At 52.8% G+C, this 22,212-nt stretch carries 17 protein-coding genes and 8 tRNA genes; 19 read left to right on the forward strand and 6 right to left on the reverse strand.

Annotated features, from left to right (window positions below):
* Positions 1-105 precede the first annotated feature (105 nt).
* Positions 106-2,304 (forward strand): ornithine decarboxylase SpeF, encoded by a 2,199-nt coding sequence (gene speF, locus MUU51_RS19460; RefSeq protein WP_258968403.1) that lies wholly within the window; start codon positions 106-108, stop codon positions 2,302-2,304.
* Entirely contained in the window at positions 2,295-3,614 is a 1,320-nt protein-coding gene (gene potE, locus MUU51_RS19465) for a putrescine-ornithine antiporter (RefSeq protein WP_258968619.1), read from the forward strand. The genes speF and potE overlap by 10 nt, the downstream gene beginning before the upstream one ends.
* 43 nt (positions 3,615-3,657) lie before the next feature.
* Here the strand turns inward: potE and pgm are convergent, their stop codons facing one another.
* Both pgm and seqA read right to left on the reverse strand, forming a co-directional pair.
* The gene (pgm, locus tag MUU51_RS19470; RefSeq protein ID WP_159774195.1) at positions 3,658-5,298 is read right to left on the reverse strand and encodes a phosphoglucomutase (alpha-D-glucose-1,6-bisphosphate-dependent); all 1,641 of its coding nucleotides are present in this window, start codon (positions 5,296-5,298) and stop codon (positions 3,658-3,660) included.
* 19 nt (positions 5,299-5,317) lie between these two features.
* A complete protein-coding gene (seqA, locus tag MUU51_RS19475) occupies positions 5,318-5,872 on the reverse strand; it encodes a replication initiation negative regulator SeqA (RefSeq protein ID WP_159774197.1) in 555 nt (184 codons plus the stop codon).
* 173 nt (positions 5,873-6,045) lie between these two features.
* Here seqA and ybfF point away from each other — a divergent pair, with 173 nt between their 5' ends.
* The 4 genes from ybfF (at position 6,046) to fur (ending at position 8,685) form a co-directional block, all read left to right on the forward strand.
* Positions 6,046-6,810 carry an esterase gene (gene ybfF / locus MUU51_RS19480; RefSeq protein ID WP_159774199.1) on the forward strand — a complete coding sequence of 255 codons (765 nt, stop codon included), beginning with the start codon at positions 6,046-6,048 and terminating at the stop codon, positions 6,808-6,810.
* Positions 6,811-6,941: 131 nt separating this feature from the next.
* A complete protein-coding gene (ybfE, locus tag MUU51_RS19485; protein WP_110510115.1) occupies positions 6,942-7,235 on the forward strand; it encodes a LexA regulated protein in 294 nt (97 codons plus the stop codon).
* 149 nt (positions 7,236-7,384) lie between these two features.
* Positions 7,385-7,915: a flavodoxin FldA gene (fldA, locus tag MUU51_RS19490; RefSeq protein ID WP_200849699.1), complete on the forward strand. Its 531-nt coding sequence runs from the start codon at positions 7,385-7,387 to the stop codon at positions 7,913-7,915.
* 317 nt (positions 7,916-8,232) lie between these two features.
* The gene (fur, locus tag MUU51_RS19495; RefSeq protein WP_159774201.1) at positions 8,233-8,685 is read left to right on the forward strand and encodes a ferric iron uptake transcriptional regulator; all 453 of its coding nucleotides are present in this window, start codon (positions 8,233-8,235) and stop codon (positions 8,683-8,685) included.
* A gap of 91 nt (positions 8,686-8,776) precedes the next feature.
* Here fur and chiQ read toward each other — a convergent pair whose 3' ends face one another.
* From chiQ to nagE, 4 genes are all read right to left on the reverse strand, one after another.
* Positions 8,777-9,124 carry a ChiQ/YbfN family lipoprotein gene (chiQ, locus tag MUU51_RS19500; RefSeq protein WP_258968404.1) on the reverse strand — a complete coding sequence of 116 codons (348 nt, stop codon included), beginning with the start codon at positions 9,122-9,124 and terminating at the stop codon, positions 8,777-8,779.
* A gap of 49 nt (positions 9,125-9,173) precedes the next feature.
* On the reverse strand, positions 9,174-10,586 hold the full coding sequence (chiP, locus tag MUU51_RS19505) for a chitoporin ChiP (RefSeq protein ID WP_159774205.1): 1,413 nt from the start codon (positions 10,584-10,586) through the stop codon (positions 9,174-9,176).
* Positions 10,587-10,985: 399 nt separating this feature from the next.
* Complete coding sequence (glnS, locus tag MUU51_RS19515; RefSeq protein WP_258968405.1) at positions 10,986-12,653, reverse strand: glutamine--tRNA ligase; 1,668 nt, start codon at positions 12,651-12,653, stop codon at positions 10,986-10,988.
* Between the two features lie 190 nt (positions 12,654-12,843).
* On the reverse strand, positions 12,844-14,865 hold the full coding sequence (nagE, locus tag MUU51_RS19520) for an N-acetylglucosamine-specific PTS transporter subunit IIBC (protein ID WP_258968406.1): 2,022 nt from the start codon (positions 14,863-14,865) through the stop codon (positions 12,844-12,846).
* A 325-nt stretch (positions 14,866-15,190) separates the two neighbouring features.
* Between nagE and nagB the strand changes: the two genes are divergently transcribed.
* The 13 genes from nagB (at position 15,191) to MUU51_RS19585 (ending at position 22,203) form a co-directional block, all read left to right on the forward strand.
* Positions 15,191-15,991, forward strand: coding sequence for a glucosamine-6-phosphate deaminase (gene nagB, locus MUU51_RS19525; RefSeq protein WP_159774211.1), 801 nt, complete (start codon positions 15,191-15,193; stop codon positions 15,989-15,991).
* 55 nt (positions 15,992-16,046) lie between these two features.
* Complete coding sequence (gene nagA / locus MUU51_RS19530; protein WP_258968407.1) at positions 16,047-17,195, forward strand: N-acetylglucosamine-6-phosphate deacetylase; 1,149 nt, start codon at positions 16,047-16,049, stop codon at positions 17,193-17,195.
* 7 nt (positions 17,196-17,202) lie between these two features.
* Entirely contained in the window at positions 17,203-18,423 is a 1,221-nt protein-coding gene (gene nagC / locus MUU51_RS19535) for a DNA-binding transcriptional regulator NagC (protein ID WP_159774215.1), read from the forward strand.
* A gap of 87 nt (positions 18,424-18,510) precedes the next feature.
* Positions 18,511-19,263: a ribonucleotide monophosphatase NagD gene (gene nagD, locus MUU51_RS19540; protein ID WP_110510123.1), complete on the forward strand. Its 753-nt coding sequence runs from the start codon at positions 18,511-18,513 to the stop codon at positions 19,261-19,263.
* Positions 19,264-19,520: 257 nt separating this feature from the next.
* Positions 19,521-21,185 (forward strand): asparagine synthase B, encoded by a 1,665-nt coding sequence (asnB, locus tag MUU51_RS19545; RefSeq protein ID WP_159774217.1) that lies wholly within the window; start codon positions 19,521-19,523, stop codon positions 21,183-21,185.
* A gap of 230 nt (positions 21,186-21,415) precedes the next feature.
* A tRNA-Met gene (locus MUU51_RS19550) sits at positions 21,416-21,492 on the forward strand.
* An 8-nt stretch (positions 21,493-21,500) separates the two neighbouring features.
* Positions 21,501-21,585, forward strand: a tRNA-Leu gene (locus MUU51_RS19555).
* 22 nt (positions 21,586-21,607) lie between these two features.
* Positions 21,608-21,682: transfer RNA gene (locus MUU51_RS19560), tRNA-Gln, on the forward strand.
* A gap of 37 nt (positions 21,683-21,719) precedes the next feature.
* A tRNA-Gln gene (locus tag MUU51_RS19565) sits at positions 21,720-21,794 on the forward strand.
* Between the two features lie 25 nt (positions 21,795-21,819).
* Positions 21,820-21,896 (forward strand) — tRNA-Met (locus MUU51_RS19570).
* 6 nt (positions 21,897-21,902) lie between these two features.
* Positions 21,903-21,977 (forward strand) — tRNA-Gln (locus MUU51_RS19575).
* A gap of 39 nt (positions 21,978-22,016) precedes the next feature.
* Positions 22,017-22,091, forward strand: a tRNA-Gln gene (locus tag MUU51_RS19580).
* A 37-nt stretch (positions 22,092-22,128) separates the two neighbouring features.
* Positions 22,129-22,203: transfer RNA gene (locus MUU51_RS19585), tRNA-Gln, on the forward strand.
* Positions 22,204-22,212: the final 9 nt, after the last annotated feature.

The following is a 22,212-nucleotide window of genomic DNA, read 5'->3' on the forward strand; positions in this document are numbered from 1 at the left end:
CTGATTTCATTATCAGCGGGTCACTATTGCCTTTTCACCGGAATAATCAATTTCGTATTTTAGAAATTGAGGACCTGCTATTCCTTGAAATTAAAGAGATGAAAAATGTCAGAATTAAAAATTGCCGTCAGTCGCCATTGCCCTGATTGTTTTAACAGCACCCGCAGCATTGTTGACACATATAACACGCAGTTTATCGATGTCGCTGCCGCGGTATTATCTGTAAAAGATGTCGAGTGTGGGAAACTCGATGAAATAGACACCACGGGCTATAACCTGCCAGTATTTATCGGTATTAATAAAGACGAAATCGTGCCCGCAGAATATCTGTCGCGTATTCATGGGGTGTTTGAACACGATGAAACACGCAACGACTTCTATGGCCGTCAGCTGGAAGCCGCCGCGCATAAATATGAAACGCAGCTGCGCCCGCCGTTCTTCCGCGCATTAGTGGATTACGTTAATCAGGGCAATAGCGCGTTCGACTGCCCCGGCCATCAGGGCGGTGAGTTTTTCCGTCGCCATCCGGCGGGCAATCAGTTTGTCGAATACTTTGGTGAGACGCTGTTCCGCTCAGATCTCTGCAACGCCGACGTGGCGATGGGTGATTTGCTGATCCACGAAGGCGCGCCCTGCGTGGCGCAGCAGCATGCGGCTAAAGTGTTCAACGCCGACAAAACCTATTTCGTCCTGAACGGCACGTCATCGTCGAATAAAGTGGTGCTTAACGCGCTGCTGACACCGGGCGATCTGGTCTTGTTTGATCGCAACAACCACAAATCCAACCATCACGGTGCGCTGTTACAGGCTGGCGCCACACCGGTATATCTGGAAACCGCGCGTAACCCATATGGCTTTATCGGCGGGATTGATGCGCACTGCTTTGAAGAGACTTACCTGCGGGAATTGATTGCCGACGTCGCACCGCAACGTGAACGGCTGGCTCGCCCTTTCCGTCTGGCCGTCATTCAGCTTGGGACCTACGACGGCACCATTTATAACGCCCGTCAGGTGGTCGATAAGATTGGGCATCTGTGTGACTACATCCTGTTTGACTCCGCATGGGTCGGCTACGAACAATTCATTCCGATGATGGCCGAATGTTCGCCGTTACTGCTGGAGCTTAATGAAAATGATCCGGGAATTCTGGTTACTCAGTCGGTCCATAAACAGCAGGCCGGTTTTTCTCAAACCTCGCAAATCCACAAAAAAGATAGCCATATCAAAGGCCAGTCGCGCTACGTCCCGCATAAACGCCTGAACAACGCCTTTATGATGCATGCCTCCACCAGCCCGTTCTATCCGCTTTTTGCCGCGCTGGATGTCAACGCGAAAATGCATGAAGGCGTCAGCGGCCGCAATATGTGGATGGACTGTGTGGCGAACGGCATCGATGCCCGCAAACTGATCCTCGAGAACTGCCATCATATTCGCCCGTTTGTACCGCCGGTCATTAATGGCAAACCGTGGCACGCCTGGCCTACCGAGCAAATTGCCCGCGACCTGAGTTTCTTCCATTTCGTGCCGGGTGAGCGCTGGCACGCGTTTGAAGGCTACGCCGAACATCAGTATTTCGTCGATCCGTGCAAGCTGCTGCTGACTACCCCCGGCATTGATGCCGACAGCGGTGAGTACGACGCGTTTGGCGTTCCGGCGACTATTCTCGCTAATTTCCTGCGTGAGAATGGTGTGGTGCCTGAGAAGTGCGACCTTAACTCGATTCTGTTCCTGCTGACCCCGGCGGAGGATATGGCGAAGCTGCAACAACTGGTTGCACTGCTGGTGCGCTTTGAAAAACTGCTCGAGAACGACGCACCGTTGCAGGAGGTTTTACCGTCGCTGTATCGCCAGTACGAGCATCGCTACGCCGGATATACCTTGCGTCAGCTGTGTCTGGAGATGCATCAGCTCTATGCCCGTCACGACGTGAAACAACTGCAGAAAGAGATGTTCCGCAAGACGCATTTCCCGCGCGTCAGCCTGAATCCACAGGAAGCGAACTACGCCTATCTGCGAGGGGAAGTTGAACTGGTGGCGCTGCCGCAGGCTGAAGGTCGCATTGCGGCGGAAGGCGCGCTGCCTTATCCGCCGGGCGTGCTGTGCGTCGTGCCAGGGGAAATCTGGAGCGGTGCGGTACTGCGTTATTTCACCGCGTTGGAAGAAGGCATCAACCTTCTGCCAGGCTTCGCGCCAGAACTTCAGGGGGTTTATGTCGAGGAAGTCGACGGTCGTAAGCAGGTGTGGTGCAACGTTATCAAGTCGCGTGATGCTCAACAGCCGCTGATGAAAGGGGAATCATTATGAGCAAATCGAACAAAATGGGCGTCGTTCAGCTCACCATTTTGACGATGGTGAACATGATGGGGTCCGGAATAATCATGCTGCCGACCAAGCTTGCGGAAGTCGGCACGATCTCGATTATCTCCTGGATGGTGACCGCCCTGGGCTCAACCGCCCTGGCGTGGGCGTTTGCCAAATGCGGGATGTTCAGCCGTAAATCCGGTGGCATGGGCGGCTATGCGGAGTATGCCTTCGGCAAATCCGGCAACTTTATGGCCAACTATACCTATGGCGTGTCGCTACTGATTGCCAACGTGGCGATAGCCATTTCAGCGGTGGGTTACGGTACCGAACTGTTTGGGGTCACGCTCAGCCCGATTCAGATTGGGCTGGCGACCATCGGCGTGCTGTGGCTGTGCACCATCGCCAACTTTGGCGGAGCGCGGATCACCGGACAAATCAGTAGCGTCACCGTCTGGGGTGTCATTATTCCGGTCGTGGGATTGTGCATTATCGGCTGGTTCTGGTTCAGCCCGACGCTGTACGTAAATTCCTGGAACCCGCACCACGTGCCGTTCTTTAGCGCGGTCGGGTCATCAATCGCAATGACGCTGTGGGCGTTTCTCGGTCTGGAGTCTGCCTGTGCCAATACCGATGTGGTGGAAAATCCAGAGCGTAACGTGCCGATCGCGGTTCTCGGTGGAACGCTGGGTGCCGCGGTGATTTACATCGTCTCCACCAACGTGATTGCCGGGATTGTGCCTAACGTCGATTTAGCCAGCTCTACAGCCCCATTCGGGCTGGCCTTCGCGCAAATGTTCACCCCGGAAGTCGGGAAAGTGATCATGGGCCTGATGGTGATGTCGTGCTGTGGTTCGCTTCTGGGCTGGCAGTTCACTATCGCTCAGGTGTTTAAATCCTCGGCGGACGAAGGCTACTTCCCGAAAGTGTTTTCCCGCTTATCCCGCGCAGAGGCGCCGGTTCAGGGCATGCTGACGATTGTCGTCATCCAGTCCGGGCTGTCGCTGATGACCATCAGTCCATCGCTGAATAATCAGTTTAACGTGCTGGTCAACCTGGCAGTCGTGACCAACATTATTCCATACATCCTGTCGATGGCGGCGCTGGTTATTATTCAGAAAGTGGCGAACGTCGCGCCGGGCAAAGCGAAAGCCGCGAACGTGGTGGCGTTTATCGGGGCGATGTACAGCTTCTATGCGCTGTATTCGTCAGGTGAGGAAGCGATGCTGTGGGGGGCAATTGTCACCTTTATGGGCTGGACGCTTTACGGGCTGGTGTCACCACGGTTTGAATTAACGAATAAACATAGTTAACGAAAAGGGGAGCCTGTCGGCTCCCCTTCACACATTTACGCGTTTACGCGTTTTTCAGCACTTCACTCACAATCTCTACCGCTTCTTTCTCAATCTGCTTACGGTGCTCGGCACCGAGGAAGCTTTCGCAATAGATTTTGTAGGCGTCTTCTGTGCCAGATGGACGTGCTGCAAACCAGCCATTTTTGGTCATCACTTTCAGGCCGCCAATGGATGCGCCGTTACCCGGAGCCGCCGTCAGACGCGCAGTGATGGGGTCACCGGCCAGCATATCGGCACTCACCATCTCCGGAGAGAGCTTAGACAGCGCGGCTTTCTGGGCTGAAGTCGCAGAGGCCTGCAGACGGTTGTAGCTCGGTGCGCCAAAGCGCGCGGCCAGTTCGTCGTAATGCTGCTGCGGGTTTTTGCCAGTGACGGCGGTGATTTCAGCCGCCAGCAGACACATGATGATCCCGTCTTTATCGGTAGACCACGGCGTGCCGTCGAAACGCAGGAAGGATGCTCCCGCGCTCTCTTCGCCGCCAAAACCAAAGCTGCCGTCGAACAGACCGTCAACAAACCATTTGAAGCCTACTGGCACTTCCACCAGCTTGCGGCCCAGATCCTCAACCACACGGTCAATCATCGCAGACGACACCAGGGTTTTACCCACGGCGACATCTTTGCCCCACTGTGGACGATGCTGGAACAGATAGTTGATCGCTACGGCCAGATAGTGGTTCGGGTTCATCAGACCCGCCGGCGTCACGATACCGTGACGGTCGTAATCCGGGTCATTGGCAAACGCCAGGTCGAATTTGTCACGCAGTGCCAGCAGACCCGCCATCGCACACTCTGATGAGCAGTCCATGCGGATCGCGCCATCTTTATCGAGGTGCATGAAACGGAATGTCTGATCGACGTGATCGTTCACGATGGTCAGATCAAGCTTGTAGAACTCTGCGATACGTTTCCAGTATTCGATCCCGGAACCGCCCAACGGATCAACGCCCAGCTTCAGGCCCGCTTTCTGAATGGCTTTGATATCAACGATATCCGCCAGCCCTTCGATAAACGGCTGAACCAAATCTTGCTCTTTGATATGCCCGGACGCATACGCTGCATCCAGAGACATGCGCTTCACGCCATTCAGGCCATCAGCCAGTAATGCGTTTGCGCGGTCTTCAACCACTTTGGTGACGTTGGTATCAGCCGGGCCACCGTTTGGCGGGTTGTACTTGATACCACCATCGTCCGGCGGGTTATGGGACGGGGTGATGACGATACCATCAGCCTGTGCGCCACCTTTTTTATTGTGAACCAGGATAGCGTTGGAAACCGCAGGCGTTGGGGTGTAGCCGTTGTTTTCCTGCACAATAACGTCCACACCGTTGGCCGCCAGCACTTCCAGTACAGAAATGATCGCCGGCTCTGACAGGGCGTGGGTATCCTTGCCGACGTAGCATGGGCCGGTAACGCCATTTTTTGCGCGTTCTTCCGCAATCGCCTGCGCAATGGCCAGGATATGCGGTTCGTTGAAGCTGTGACGTGCAGCGCTACCACGGTGGCCGGACGTCCCGAATTTTACCGCATGTTCTGCGTTACCCACTTCCGGCTTCAGCACGTAGTACTGAGACGTCAGCTGGGCGACGTTGATCAAATCACTCTGCTGTGCAGGCTGACCCGCACGGTTATGAGTTGCCATTGCCTGGTCCTTCTTATGCTTAGATGGTGCCGCAAACCTTTTCAATTAATTCCGCGGGGAACTGCATTGACTGCATGATGTGTTCGACCATGCTGCATTTACGACCGGTATTGGTGTTAGTGATAACCCAGTAAGGGGTTTCTGGTACCTGCTTAGGCTTGGTCTGATTGCCGTTTTTCAGTAGCGTTGCTTCGTCAGAGGCGAAGTAAACGCGCGTACGGCCATGCAGCGACTCGGTAGCCAAAGCAAATGCTTTGCTGTCTAAGGCGTAAAGTGTCGTCAGCACCAGCAGGAAACGGTTGACCGCTTTTTTCTGCTCAGCGTATTCGTCAGAAAGCATCAGCTCGCGCATGGCACGAACGTTATCTTTCAGTGAGGACACTTTTTTAACCGCAGCGACGACCGGTGCAGACGCGGGGGCCGGGGTTTCTTTGGCTACGGTTGCTGCCGCCGCCTGCGATACGGCAGAAAATTTCAGCATGCGCCGTAAAATGTCGGATGCGCTCTCGCCAATGTGCTTAGTGTGGCTGGCAATAAAGCCGTAGAGTTCGTCATCAACTTCGATCGTTTTCATCTTAATCCAGTGAGATATCTTTTCTGAATACAAGTTGTTGGGATTATAAGGACAAAACCCAACAGCGGATAGCGTGTCGGCAAAAACTCAGACGACTACTGAGTGTTGCAGCCGGGCGGCAGAATGTTCAACATGATACCCTAACCCGACGTAGCGAAAAAAAGAACTTTGCCATGAAATTAAACAGCCGAGCGCAAACTGCACAAAACCTGCACACTAATTCTCCCATCGTCCTCGTTCACGGCCTTTTCGGTAGCCTTGATAACCTCGGGATCCTCGCCCGGGATCTGGTTGTCGACCACAATATCCTGCAAGTCGATATGCGTAACCACGGCCTTTCCCCTCGCGACCCGGAGATGACCTACGCCGCAATGGCGCAGGATCTTGTCGATACGCTCGATGCCAACAGCATTGAGAAGGCGATTCTGATAGGCCATTCAATGGGCGGTAAAGCAGTGATGGCGTTTACGGCGCTAGCCCCTGAACGCGTTGAAAAACTGGTGGCAATTGATATTGCTCCGGTAGCTTATCAGGTGCGCCGTCACGATGAGATTTTTGCCGCCATTAACGCCGTGACCGACGCGGGCGTGTCCAGCCGCCAGCAGGCTGCGGAAGTCATGCGTCAGAATATAGATGAAGAAGGCGTGATTCAGTTCCTGCTGAAGTCGTTCGTCGACGGCGCGTGGCGCTTCAACGTGCCAGCATTGTGGGATCAATACCCACATATCGTTGGCTGGGAACCGATTCCTGCCTGGGACCACCCTGCTCTGTTTATCCCTGGCGGAAATTCGCCTTACGTCACCACGGAGTATCGCGAGGCGTTATTGGCACAGTTCCCGCAGGCCCGCGCGCATGTGATCGCGGGTGCCGGACACTGGGTTCACGCAGAAAAACCGGATGCGGTGCTGCGTGCGATTCGCCGTTATCTGGCAGAATGATTAAAATCCGAGCAAGCAAGCGCCATTGTGCCTCCCGGCGTTGGCGTGCGGGTTTCGCTGATGTATGATTGCGCGCTATCTGCGCCGGGCCTGTCGTCTGGCGGCTTGTTTCCCCGAAGTCACTCTGAATCATGGCAAAAGAACAAACGGACCGAACGACATTAGATTTGTTCGCAAATGAGCGTCGCCCGGGAAGGCCGAAAACCAATCCGCTCTCGCGCGACGAACAATTACGCATTAATAAGCGTAATCAGCTTAAACGCGACAAAAGCAACGGTCTCAAACGCGTTGAGTTGAAGCTCAATAACGATGCCGTGGATGCGCTTAATGAACTGGCTGACGCCAGAAATATGAGCCGCAGCGAGCTTATCGAAGAGATATTGTTGCAACAACTGGCTGCATTACACGGCCAGGAACTTGTCTGAAAATACGGCAAAAAATCACTTTCATTTAGCAGAGAGTGCAGTACGGCGCGATTGCAGTTTCCGCGCACTTCTCCTCCTGCTATCATTGCCTTTATCTGTGGGCAACATTCCACCATCATTTCAATACGTTTCAAGAGGTTATTTTACTCATGGCAATCACAGGTATTTTTTTCGGCAGCGACACCGGTAACACCGAAAATATCGCGAAGATGATCCAGAAGCAGCTTGGCAAAGACGTTGCCGAGGTGCATGACATTGCCAAGAGCAGTAAAGAAGATCTCGAAGGTTTCGATATTCTGCTGCTGGGTATCCCGACCTGGTACTACGGTGAAGCACAGTGTGACTGGGACGACTTCTTCCCGACGCTGGAAGAGGTAGACTTCAACGGTAAGCTGGTCGCACTGTTTGGCTGTGGCGATCAGGAAGATTACGCAGAATATTTCTGTGATGCGTTGGGTACCATCCGCGACATCATCGAACCGCGCGGCGCAACTATCGTTGGTCACTGGCCGACCGAAGGCTACCATTTCGAAGCCTCTAAAGGTCTGGCTGATGACGCCCACTTTGTGGGTCTGGCCATTGACGAAGATCGCCAGCCGGAGCTGACCGCTGAGCGTGTCGAAAAATGGGTGAAACAAATCTCCGAAGAGCTGCACCTCGAAGAGATCAAGAACGCCTAATGATTTAGTACGGTGCAGCATTCGTACTGCGCCGTATTAGCGATAAGTTGTGTTAAATTAATAGGTAAAAGCAATCAAATTAATCGCTACAAATTTTTAACTTTTGAGCACATATCTGTACAATGTCACCTGTTTTGACGAGGTCGGATGTTTCGCTTTGCAGATGATGCCTCGTTTTTGAAAAGCATACTTTGCTCAGGGTTTACGGTTCCCATTTAGGGCAGGCAGTCCTATAATGAGACGCATTATCCTGAATTCATTCTTAGTAATACTTCCTCATAGGGAAGTGTATCGCCTAGCAACAGGACTGATTCCGCATGACTGACAACAATACCGCATTAAAGAAGGCAGGCCTGAAAGTCACGCTTCCTCGTTTGAAAATTCTGGAAGTGCTTCAGGAGCCGGACAATCACCATGTCAGTGCGGAAGACCTTTATAAACGCCTCATTGATATGGGCGAAGAAATTGGTCTGGCAACGGTTTATCGCGTTCTGAACCAGTTCGACGATGCCGGCATTGTCACCCGCCACAACTTCGAAGGCGGCAAGTCTGTTTTCGAACTGACTCAGCAGCATCATCACGATCACTTAATCTGCCTCGACTGCGGCAAGGTTATTGAGTTCAGCGATGACTCTATCGAAGCGCGTCAGCGTGAAATCGCCACTCGACATGGCATTCGTCTGACCAACCATAGCCTTTATCTTTACGGCCACTGCGCAGAAGGCGACTGCCGTGAAGATGAACACGCACACGACGCCGCTGAGAAATAATCAGCGTTCGCTCAAAAGCAAAAAGCCAACCTCGCGGTTGGCTTTTTTTTGGCATAAATTTCAGGCAATCACAGAGGCCGATAGTTGAGGGTTATGGCTTTGTGGTTGTGGTCGTCGTGTTGTTGTTACGAATTTCCTTCCAAATCTGGTCACAGCGGGCTTTCACCGCCTGATCGTTGCCAGTACGCGTTGCCTGGATGCACTGTTGATAATCCAGAACCCGCACGCTTTCCTGATTGGCAAACTGCTGATGTGACTTCTCGGTTTTCAGTACGTCCAGCACATTCTGACACGCCTGAATTTTATCCGGGTTGCCTTCAGCGGTGTTAATACAAGCGCTGTACGCCTCTTTGAGCTTGTTATCTTCCTGTGGCGTCTGGGGTTGCGTGCATGCGACAAGTCCGGATGCCATCATCGCGATGAGAATCAATTTTTTCATGATACGGCCTCATAGGCGCGCGGCGACGTTAACGCTGCCGCGCGACTTGTCAGAAAATGGTGAACGGGGCGATAACGATGAATTTCACGTCACGCTCATCCTGGAAGATGTTGCCGTAACCCCCGCCATAGCTCGGGATGTCGGAGTGGTTGTCGTATTGAGTAAAGTGCAGCTTGAACAGCGTGCCTTTCGCTCGCCCTTCCTGAACGGTGTACATCGCATCGAGGCTGTAAGCTGACTCTTTAATTTTATTCGAGGAGATATCTTCGCGCTGACCTGCGCTATTGATAAGCCAGTCAGACGGTTTGGCATCCCAGGCATAAACATAAGACGCGCCCACAGCCCAGCCCGGCATATCCCAGTTTTTCAGATCATACATACCGCCAAAGAACACCGCTTTTTCGCCATTGGCGTTGAAATCTGAGCGGTTATCCCACCAGATATCCAGTCGGCCGTTGGAAGACGCATAGGTTGGGGTCATACGCTGAAGGAAGTAACCCTGTTGCCCTTCCGCTTTTACCCATGTTCCTTCGAGACGCAGGTCAACAACGTCGCCCACTTTATAACCGAGGGTCAGGGCCTGTAACCACGCGGTACCGTCATAGATATCGTTGATAGTGTTGCTACTGACGGTGTCACGCGCACCGTAGAACTGGTAGCTGGTCGAGAGTGGCGCCCCGGCAACATCAAATTTATAGCTGGCTTTGGCGAAGTACTGATCCATAAAGCCTTCTGCCTGACCAAATGCGGCTTCGAGCACCAGGTCATTTTTGAAGTCGTATTTAGCACCGATGGAGTGCAGGTACTCCACTTTGGTTTTCTTGTCGTTCTGATAGAAATGGTCAGTTTCGAGGTGCCATGGCGCTTTGTACTCGTTGGTCCACATATACGAGAAGCTCAACGCACCGGCATCGCCGTAATCAAAGTTTGCCCCGGCTTCAGCACCCTGATAAGTACCAGGCATAAAGCTCCAGTGCGGTGCTAACAAAGTCTGGCCAGTAGGTTGAATATAACCTGCACGCGCCCAGGTCGGCCCCAGTTTAAATTTCGCGGCGGCTTTATACAGGCTGATCCCGCTCTTATCGCCAGACCAGTCTTCGTCATAGCCTTTGTTAACAGAGGAGAACGCGATTTCGTTTGGGTGACCGCTTTCGGCGGATTCAGCCATTTCGATTGCGGTGAAGGCCGCAATATCCAGGCCGATAAAATCTGCAGCATAACCCGACTGGAAGTCGAGGTTGGCGTTCCAGGTGGAGTGAGAAAGGTTGGTTTTGTACTTATCGCCGTCGGTTACATCTTTACGGTCACGCTCACGCTGCCAATAATAGATGCCGCCGGTTAAGGTTGAATCGTCTACGAATCCTGCTGCACTGGCTTGCGGAACTGCAATCCAGCCCGACATTGCGGTGACCCCGGCAATAGCCAGCGCCAGCGTACTACGTTTGCCACTGAACGTACGCATGTGTATATCCTCTTTGACTTTTAAAAACGCGTTCGCAAAGCGAACAACGATAAAAAATAAGTACTGCAAAAAAGTAGCGAGGCAGAAAAGTCCTAACGCTATGCATGTAGACTATTTTTCGCGACGCGAATTATCAATCCTTTTTCCGCACAAAAACGCAAGATTATGACAGGGCGCACATATTTAATTGCGTTTTGTTACATATGCACGTTTCAGCATGAAGCCACGAGAACCGCTAATAGCAGGGGATTCTAAAAAAGAAGGGAAAAATGACTCTGAAAAATGTAACAAGACCGGGGCGCTGTTTCATGAATGAAAATGATATTATTTCGCATCACAAAAATGACATAAAAAAGCGCCGCATTGCGCGACGCTTTTTACTTTTAGCAGAAGCGAAACTTATTCGCCCGCTTTTGCCCAGGTATCACGCAGGCCAACGGTACGGTTAAATACCAGCTTATCTGCGGTGCTGTAGCGGCTGTCGAGACAGAAGTAACCTTCACGTTCGAACTGGTGCGCTTTACCCTCTTGTGCGGCTTTGAGCGACGGCTCAGCATAGCCCTGCTTGATAACCAGTGATTCCTGGTTAATGACAGACAGGAAATCTTCCGCCGCGCCCGGGTTTGGTACGCTGAACAGACGATCGTACAGGCGAATCTCAACCGGCAGCGCGTGGTGTGCGCTTACCCAATGGATAACGCCTTTCACTTTACGGCCATCAGCCGGATCTTTGCTCAGGGTTTCCGCATCGTAAGTACAGAAGATGGTGGTGATGTTACCTTCCGCATCTTTCTCTACGCGCTCGGCTTTAATGACGTAGGCATTACGCAGACGCACTTCTTTACCCATCACCAGACGCTTGTACTGTTTGTTCGCTTCTTCACGGAAATCAGCACGATCGATCCAGATCTCACCGCTGAACGGCACATCACGGCTGCCCATTTCTGGTTTGCTCGGGTGATTCGGCATGGTGACGATTTCGCTTTCGCCCAGCGGGTAGTTTTCGATAACCAGTTTAACCGGATCGATAACCGCCATCGCACGTGGCGCGTTTTCATTCAGATCTTCACGAATGCAGGATTCCAGAGAAGCTATTTCAATGGTGTTGTCCTGTTTGGTCACGCCAATGCGCTTGCAGAACTCGCGGATAGACGCGGCGGTGTAACCACGACGACGCAGACCGGAGATGGTCGGCATACGCGGGTCATCCCAGGCTTCCACATGCTTGTCGGTCACCAGCAGGTTCAGCTTACGCTTGGACATTACGGTGTATTCCAGGTTCAGGCGAGAGAACTCGTACTGACGCGGATGAACCGGGATGGAAATGTTGTCGAGCACCCAGTCATACAGACGACGGTTATCCTGGAATTCCAGCGTACACAGCGAGTGTGTAATGCCTTCCAGCGCATCGCTGATGCAGTGGGTGAAGTCATACATCGGGTAGATGCACCACTTGCTACCGGTCTGGTGGTGATCGGCAAATTTAATGCGATACAGCACCGGGTCACGCATGACGATGAACGGAGACGCCATGTCGATTTTGGCACGCAAACAGGCTTTACCTTCTTCGAAACCACCCGCACGCATTTTTTCAAACAGCGCCAGGTTCTCTTCCACGCTGCGGTCGCGGTGCGGGCTATTTTTGCCCGGCTGCGTCAGGGTACCGCGATATTCTCGGATTTCATCTGCGGAGAGTTCGTCCACATACGCCAGACCTTTGTTGATAAGCTCAATCGCATACTGATGCAGCTTATTGAAGTAATCAGAGGAGTAGCAAATCTCGCCGGACCAGTGGAAACCTAACCACTCAACGTCTTGCTTGATGGACTCAACGTATTCGATGTCTTCTTTCACCGGGTTGGTGTCATCGAAACGCAGGTTGCATTGGCCCTGGTAATCCTGAGCAATGCCGAAGTTCAGGCAGATAGATTTTGCATGACCGATGTGCAAATACCCGTTCGGCTCAGGCGGAAAACGGGTATGAACGGTCGTGTGCTTACCACTGGCCAGATCTTCATCAATAATCTGGCGAATAAAGTTAGTCGGGCGGGCTTCTGCCTCACTCATCGCGGGTTCCTCAAGGCGTAAACAACATATAACGGCGTATGATCTTATAAGCTGCGTGCGGAGACAACCCTTACTTAGAGAAAAAGCGCGGTTAGCTGTTGATCTGGGTTGTCTTGCCCCATAAAAAAGCGGCGGAGGATAACCCCCCGCCGCTAAGGCATATAAACTTTACAGCTATACTCAGGAACGATTACTTGCCTTTAATCTCATACAGCGGTGTGACGCCTGCAACAACCTGACCCTGCGCCTTGATAACCAGGCCGCTGAAGTCGTCGATGTTGCTGCAAACCACCGGGCTAATCATTGAGCGTGCGTTGGCGTTCAGGAAGTCCAGATCCATTTCCAGGACTGGCTGACCTGCAACCACTTCGGCACCCTCTTCCACCAGGCGAATGAAGCCCTGGCCGTTCAGCGCAACGGTATCGATACCCATGTGGACAACGATTTCCGCGCCATTCTCGGTTTCGAGACAGAACGCATGATTAGTATTGAAGATTTTAACGATGGTGCCTGCTGCCGGAGAAACCACCGTTTTTTCGGTTGGTTTCACTGCCACGCCGTCACCGACAGCTTTGCTGGCGAAGGCTTCATCAGGAACCTGCTCCAGCGCAACCACATCACCGGTCACTGGCGAAACCAGCGTGGCGATAGTCGCTGCGTTTGGCACCGCCTGCGGTTTTGCCGTTGCAGGTGCCACGACCGGAGTTGGCGCGGCTTCTGCCGCAGCGACCGGGCCGGTGGTTTTCATCGCGTTAGCGATTTTTTCTGCCACGAAGCCAACGATAATCTGCACGCTGGTTTTGTTCAGACGAATCACACCCGACGCACCCAGGCGTTTCGCCAGCGCTTCGTTAACCAGAGAGGAGTCTTTCACATTCAGACGCAGACGGGTGATACATGCATCAATCCCGGTCAGGTTGTCTGAGCCGCCAACGGCTGCAATGTACTGGCGAGCCAGTTCAGTTGCATCCTGCTCTTTATTACTGCTCACATTCACGTCCTGACCATCGGCTTCACTACCGGCAACAGCCAGTTCGCGACCCGGCGTCATCAGGTTGAATTTGAGGATAGTGAAACGGAACACCACATAGTAGATAACGAAGAACACCAGACCCTGAGGGATCAGCATCCACCAGTGTGTCGCCAGCGGGTTACGCGAGGACAGCACCATATCCACCAGACCGGCGCTGAAGCCGAAGCCCGCAATCCAGTGCATGCTGGCAGCGATGAACACGGAAATACCGGTCAACACAGCGTGGATGAAGTACAGAACCGGCGCCACGAACATGAAGGAGAATTCCAGAGGCTCGGTGATACCGGTGAAGAAGGCCGCGAATGCGCCCGCCATCATGATACCCAGCACTTTGGCCTTGTTTTCCGGACGAGCACAGTGGTAAATCGCCAATGCCGCACCTGGCAGACCGAACATCATAATCGGGAAGAAGCCCGCCTGATAACGACCGGTGATACCCACAACCGCTTTGCCCGCTTCGATAGACTGCGCGCCGCCAAGGAAGTTAGGAATGTCGTTAATACCGGCAACGTCAAACCAGAATACGGAGTTCAGCGCGTGGTGCAGACCCACTGGAATCAGCAGACGGTTGAAGAACGCGTACACGCCCGCACCGACAGAACCCAGTTTCTGGATATGTTCACCAAATGCCACCAAGCCGTCGAAGATAATCGGCCAGACATACATCAGAACGAAAGCAACCGCGATCATGACGAAAGACGTCAGGATTGGCACCAGACGGCGACCGCTGAAGAACGACAGCGCTTTTGGCAGCTCAACGCCGCTGAAGCGGTTGTACAGTTCCGCAGAGATGATACCGACGAGGATACCAACGAACTGGTTACTGATTTTACCAAAGGCCGCTGGAACCTGGTCCAGTGGAATTTGTTGGATCATCGACACCGCTGCTGGTGAGCAGAGGGTTGTTAAAACGAGGAAACCGACAAAGCCGGTCAGTGCTGCTGCACCGTCTTTATCTTTGGACATACCGTAAGCCACACCAATCGCAAACAACACAGACATGTTGTCGATGATTGCGGAGCCAGATTTAATGAAGAACGCGGCCAGTGCGTTAGATCCGCCCCAGCCCACCGGGTCAATCCAGTAGCCGACACCCATCAGGATGGCTGCGGCAGGCAGCGTGGCCACTGGCACCATCAGTGCGCGGCCAACTTTTTGTAAATAACCTAGAACACTCACTTTTATTCCCCCTATGAGACCCCGAGCCGACTTAGTTAAAGCCGTATATTTTTATAGTGTGACTATCTTGAAGCACAGCGATGTATCACTAGCTCCTATGAGTGTGTGGAAAATTAATTCGCCTCGCAAATTAAAAGCACCTTTTTTGTGACTTTTATCACCAAATATCGTCTTCACCCCCTCTTCATACTGGCTAACAGTGAAAACTTATTTTATCATTCGAAAAATCAGGACGGATTACCGCCTCTCGTTGCCAAACCAGGTTACTCTTAACAGAGATTCGGTACCAATCCGCCAACATTTATTTTAACTATTGAGGTGAACAATGAGACTGATTCCCCTGGCGACAGCAGAACAAGTAGGCAAATGGGCCGCCCGTCATATCGTCAACCGCATCAATGCGTTCAAACCCACTGCGGACCGTCCATTTGTTTTGGGCCTGCCAACCGGTGGTACACCGCTCACCGCCTATAAAGCTCTCGTAGAGATGCACAAAGCGGGCCAGGTTAGCTTCAAACACGTTGTGACCTTCAACATGGATGAATATGTTGGTCTGGCAAAAGAGCACCCGGAAAGCTATCACAGCTTCATGCACCGCAATTTCTTCGATCACGTTGATATTCCGGCTGAAAACATTAACCTGCTGAATGGCAACGCGCCAGACATCGATGCAGAATGTCGTCAGTACGAAGAAAAAATCCGCTCTTACGGCAAAATTAACCTGTTCATGGGTGGCGTAGGCAACGATGGCCACATCGCATTCAACGAACCGGCTTCTTCCCTCTCTTCACGTACCCGTATTAAAACCCTGACCCATGACACCCGCGTGGCAAACTCCCGTTTCTTCGACGGTGACGTGACTCAGGTGCCAAAATACGCACTGACCGTGGGCGTGGGCACGCTGCTGGACGCTGAAGAAGTGATGATTCTGGTGCTGGGCCATCAGAAAGCACAGGCGCTGCAAGCGGCCGTTGAAGGCAACGTGAACCACATGTGGACCATCAGCTGTCTGCAGTTGCACCCGAAAGCGGTAATGGTGTGCGACGAGCCGTCCACCATGGAACTGAAAGTGAAGACGCTGAAGTACTTCAACGAATTAGAAGCCGAAAATATCAAAGGTCTGTAATTGAATCCCCGTCCCTTTTCGAAGGGGCGGACGCATTTTTGACACCGGGGGTCGTATGTATGCATTAACCCATGGCCGAATTTATACCGGCCACGAAATTCTGGATGACCATGCGTTGGTTATCGCCAATGGCCTGATTGAACGTATTTGCCCACAGGTCGAGTTGCCGTCCGGGATTGAGCAACGGTCGTTAAATGGCGCCATTCTTGCTCCCGGTTTTATCGACGTCCAGTTGAACGGCTGTGGCGGCGTGCAGTTCAACGACAGCCCGGATGCGGTGACCGTTGAAACGCTGGAAATCATGCAGAAAGCCAACGAAAAATCTGGCTGCACCAGCTATCTGCCAACGCTGATTACCTCCAGCGACGAATTAATGAAGCAGGGTATCCGCGTGATGCGTGAATACCTGGCGAAATACCCGAATCAGGCGCTGGGCCTGCACCTGGAAGGGCCATGGCTGAACATCGTCAAGAAAGGCACTCACAATCCGGATTTCGTGCGCAAGCCAGACCATGAGCTGGTCGATTTCCTGTGTGCTAACGCCGATGTGATAACCAAAGTCACCCTGGCCCCAGAAATGGTGCCTGCCGAAGTGATCACCCGTCTGGTTGACGCCGGGATTGTGGTATCCGCCGGTCACTCCAATGCGACGCTGAAAGAAGCCAAAGTCGGTTTCCGCGCCGGTATCACTTTTGCCACGCATTTATATAACGCTATGCCTTACATCACCGGGCGTGAGCCAGGTCTGGCAGGCGCAATTTTCGATGAAGCTGACGTTTACTGCGGCATCATTGTTGACGGTCTGCATGTTGATTTCGCTAACGTGCGTAACGCCAAACGCCTGAAAGGCGACAAGCTGTGTCTGGTCACCGACGCCACCGCACCGGCAGGCGCGCACATTGATGAGTTCATTTTTGCTGGTAAAACAATATACTACCGGGATGGACTCTGTGTGGATGAGAACGGCACGTTAAGCGGTTCAGCATTGACCATGATCGAAGGCGTGCGTAACCTGGTAGAACACTGCGGAATCGCGCTGGATGAAGTACTGCGTATGGCGACACTCTACCCGGCCCGCGCTATTGGCATTGACAAACAGCTGGGAAGCCTCGCACCAGGCATGGTAGCCAACCTGACCGCGTTCACTCGCGATTATAAAATCACTAAGACCATCGTTAATGGTAACGAGGTCGTTGCTGAGTAAGTAAAGTATGACATCAGGCGGACACGCTCAAATTGGTAATGTTGACCTCGTTAAACAACTTAACAGCGCGGCCGTTTACCGCCTGATTGACCAGCATGGTCCTATCTCGCGCATTCAAATTGCCGAACAGAGCCAGCTTGCTCCCGCCAGCGTGACCAAAATCACGCGTCAGTTAATAGAACGCGGCCTGATCAAAGAAGTCGATCAGCAAGCCTCCACGGGGGGTCGCCGCGCTATTTCGATAATCACCGAAACCCGCAATTTTCACGCTATCGGCGTGCGTCTCGGGCGTCATGACACGACCCTTACGCTCTACGATCTGAGCAGTAAAGTCATCGCCGAAGAACACTACCCGCTGCCGGAGCGCACCCAGGAAACCCTGGAACACGCACTGCTCAACACCATCGCCACCTTTATTGAAAACAGCCAGCGCAAAATCCGCGAGCTGATTGCTATCTCGGTTATCCTGCCTGGGTTGGTCGATCCGGAAAGCGGCGTTATCCGCTACATGCCGCATATTCAGGTGGAAAACTGGGGCCTGGTCGGCGCGCTGGAAAAACGTTTCAAAGTGACCTGCTTTGTCGGCCACGATATCCGCAGTCTGGCCCTTGCCGAGCACTATTTCGGTGCAACGCAGGACTGTGAAGACTCCATTCTGGTGCGCGTCCACCGCGGAACGGGTGCCGGGATCATCTCCAACGGCCGCATTTTTATTGGTCGTAACGGCAACGTCGGCGAGATTGGTCATATTCAGGTCGACCCGCTGGGCGAACGCTGTCACTGCGGCAACTTCGGTTGTCTCGAAACCGTCGCCGCCAACGCCGCCATCGAACAACGGGTGCGCCTGCTGTTAGAGAAAGGCTATCAGAGCAAAGTCTCGCTGGATGATTGCTCCATTAAAGCTATCTGCAAAGCCGCGAATAAAGGCGATGCGCTGGCCAGTGAAGTGATTGAACAGGTCGGCCGCCATCTTGGCAAAACCATCGCCATCGCCATTAACCTGTTTAACCCACAGAAAGTGGTTATCGCCGGTGAAATCACTGAGGCAGAGAAAGTGCTGCTACCGGCGATTGAAGGCTGCATCAATACGCAGGCACTGAAAGCGTTTCGTCATAACCTGCCAGTAGTGAAATCTGAACTGGATCACCGCTCCGCGATTGGCGCTTTCGCCCTCGTCAAACGCGCCATGCTCAACGGAATGCTGCTCCAGCGTCTGCTGGAAGCTTAACCGCCGTACCTCTCCTCCCGTTGCACAGGCAGACGGGAGGATAATGTGTATAATTACGCCTTTCCTAAATAAGACGTCGGACAGTCCATGACCCTTCAGAACATCATTTGCGATATTGACGGCGTGCTGATGCATGATAACGTCGCCGTTCCTGGCGCTGCGGAGTTTTTGACCCGCGTGCTGGAGAAAGGCATGCCGCTGGTATTGCTGACTAACTACCCTTCGCAAACTGGTCAGGACCTGGCCAACCGCTTCGCGACCGCGGGTGTCGACGTGCCGGACAGCGTGTTTTATACCTCAGCAATGGCAACGGCCGATTTCCTGCGTCGTCAGGAAGGTAAAAAAGCGTATGTAGTCGGCGAAGGCGCGTTGATCCACGAATTGTATAAAGCCGGGTTTACCATCACCGATGTGAATCCCGATTTTGTTATCGTGGGCGAGACGCGTTCCTTTAACTGGGAAATGATGCACAAAGCGGCATTCTTCGTGGCGAACGGCGCACGTTTCATTGCCACTAACCCGGACACCCACGGTCGCGGATTTTATCCGGCCTGTGGCGCATTGTGCGCAGGCATCGAGAAGATTTCCGGACGCAAGCCGTTTTACGTCGGCAAACCCAGCCCGTGGATCATCCGCGCCGCACTGAACAAAATGCAGGCCCATTCAGAGCAGACGGTTATCGTCGGCGATAACCTGCGCACCGACATTCTGGCAGGCTTCCAGGCCGGTCTGGAAACCATTCTGGTGCTCTCTGGGGTGTCGACTGTGGATGACATCGACAGTATGCCATTCCGACCGTCGTGGATTTATCCGTCGGTGGCCGAAATCGACGTTATCTGAATGAAAACCACGTCCCCGGGCGTGGTTTTCTGTTTTATACCGTTGCAAAACAGATCCTCATCTAATAAAACACGCTATAAATTGCATAATCGTCAATACAGATGGCAATTCACTACGTGTTTTTCACTATTCTCTAATCCTCATTGCACTATTTTCTGTAACCCCGGTAATTCTCTTGCGCACTCGCCCGCTTTACGGCATTTTTTAAGTCATGCAACGCCACAACAACACGCAACAGAATTAACGGAGAAGTCGCTATGTGTTCTATTTTCGGTGTACTGGATATCAAAACGGACGCGGTCGAACTGCGTAAAAAAGCGCTGGAACTGTCTCGCCTGATGCGCCATCGCGGCCCGGACTGGTCAGGCGTATATGCCAGCGATAAAGCGATTCTGGCCCATGAGCGTCTGTCTATTGTCGACGTTAACGCCGGTGCCCAGCCGCTGTACAACGAAAAGAAAACCCACGCGCTGGCCGTAAACGGTGAAATCTACAACCACCAGGCGCTGCGTGCAGAATACGGCGACCGTTATCAGTTCCAGACCGGATCCGACTGTGAAGTCATCCTGGCGCTGTATCAGGAAAAAGGCCCGGAATTCCTCGACGAGCTGGAAGGCATGTTCGCCTTTGTGCTGTACGACAGTGAAAAAGACGCGTACCTGATCGGCCGCGATCACATCGGGATCATCCCGCTGTATATGGGCCACGATGAACACGGCAACCTGTACATTGCCTCCGAAATGAAAGCGCTGGTGCCGGTTTGCCGCTCCATTAAAGAATTCCCGGCGGGCAGCTACCTGTGGAGCCAGGACGGTGAAATTCGTCCTTATTACCAGCGTGACTGGTTCGATTACGATGCAGTCAAAGACAACGTCACTGACAAAGCCGAGCTGCGTCAGGCGCTGGAAGATTCCGTGAAAAGCCACCTGATGTCCGACGTGCCTTACGGCGTGCTGCTCTCCGGCGGTCTCGATTCTTCGGTTATTTCTGCTATCACCAAGAAATTTGCCGCCCGCCGCGTGGAAGATCAGGAGCGCTCTGAAGCCTGGTGGCCGCAGCTGCACTCTTTCGCAGTCGGTCTCGACGGTTCACCGGACCTGAAAGCCGCACAAGAGGTGGCAAACCACCTGGGCACTGTGCACCATGAAATTCACTTCACCGTGCAGGAAGGCCTGGATGCCATCCGCGACGTGATTTATCACATCGAAACCTATGACGTTACCACCATCCGCGCCTCCACGCCGATGTACCTGATGTCACGTAAAATCAAAGCGATGGGCATCAAAATGGTGCTGTCCGGTGAAGGTTCTGACGAAGTGTTTGGTGGCTACCTGTACTTCCACAAAGCACCAAACGCAAAAGAACTGCATGAAGAAACCGTGCGTAAACTGCAGGCGCTACACATGTTTGACTGTGCCCGTGCCAACAAAGCGATGTCTGCCTGGGGCGTTGAGGCGCGCGTGCCGTTCCTCGACAAGAAATTCCTCGACGTGGCGATGCGCATTAACCCGCAGGATAAAATGTGCGGCAACGGCAAAATGGAAAAACACATTCTGCGCGAATGCTTTGAATCCTACCTGCCAGCAAGCGTGGCATGGCGCCAGAAAGAGCAGTTCTCCGATGGAGTAGGCTACAGCTGGATTGATAGCCTGAAAGAAGTGGCCGCAAAACAGATTACTGACAAGCAACTGGAAACCGCGAGCTTCCGCTTCCCATACAACACGCCGTCTTCCAAAGAAGCGTATTTGTATCGTGAAATCTTCGAAGAGCTGTTCCCTCTGCCAAGTGCAGCAGAATGCGTTCCTGGAGGCCCGTCAGTCGCCTGCTCTTCCGCTAAGGCTATCGAATGGGACGAAGCGTTCAAAAACATGAACGATCCATCAGGCCGTGCGGTAGGCGTGCATCAGTCAGCCTACAAATAACGTCACGTTTTTAACGATGGGCCCTGCGGGGCCCATTTTGCGTTATGGTCGATAATCGGACGGAGAAAAAGACGTAATAATCAATTATTGCCGATAAATTCGCCTCGCTGTTCGCAACCTAACCAAACAGTCACATTCCGGCCATTTTCCTTGAAAAAGAAGTTGACGCTCATTGGCTCAATACGCATAATGCGCCCCGCAACGCCGATAAGGTAACGCGAAAAAAAGATGGCTACGTAGCTCAGTTGGTTAGAGCACATCACTCATAATGATGGGGTCACAGGTTCGAATCCCGTCGTAGCCACCATCTTTTTTGCGGGAGTGGCGAAATTGGTAGACGCACCAGATTTAGGTTCTGGCGCCGCAAGGTGTGCGAGTTCAAGTCTCGCCTCCCGCACCATTCCCAATAAGCGTTGCACGGATGGGGTATCGCCAAGCGGTAAGGCACCGGTTTTTGATACCGGCATTCCCTGGTTCGAATCCAGGTACCCCAGCCATTTTTTTCCCAGAACAAGCGTTTTCGCGTGAGTCAATTGGGGTATCGCCAAGCGGTAAGGCACTGGTTTTTGATACCAGCATTCCCTGGTTCGAATCCAGGTACCCCAGCCAGTCTCACTGGCAAAACAAAAATTCAGGCTACGTAGCTCAGTTGGTTAGAGCACATCACTCATAATGATGGGGTCACAGGTTCGAATCCCGTCGTAGCCACCATATTCTTGGGGTGTCGCCAAGCGGTAAGGCACTGGTTTCTGATACCAGCATTCCGGGGTTCGAATCCCTGCACCCCAGCCATTTTGTAAACGATGTACAAAAACTGAAAAGAACACCTGATGGGGTGTCGCCAAGCGGTAAGGCACTGGTTTCTGATACCAGCATTCCGGGGTTCGAATCCCTGCACCCCAGCCACTTTTCAATCAACATCGTAAAGCATTAAGAATTCTGTTGGGGTATCGCCAAGCGGTAAGGCTCTGGTTTCTGATACCAGCATTCCGAGGTTCGAATCCTCGTACCCCAGCCACACAAAATA

Origin of the sequence: Scandinavium manionii (assembly GCF_024764775.1) — a bacterium.
GTDB classification, from domain to species: Bacteria; Pseudomonadota; Gammaproteobacteria; order Enterobacterales; family Enterobacteriaceae; genus Scandinavium; species Scandinavium manionii.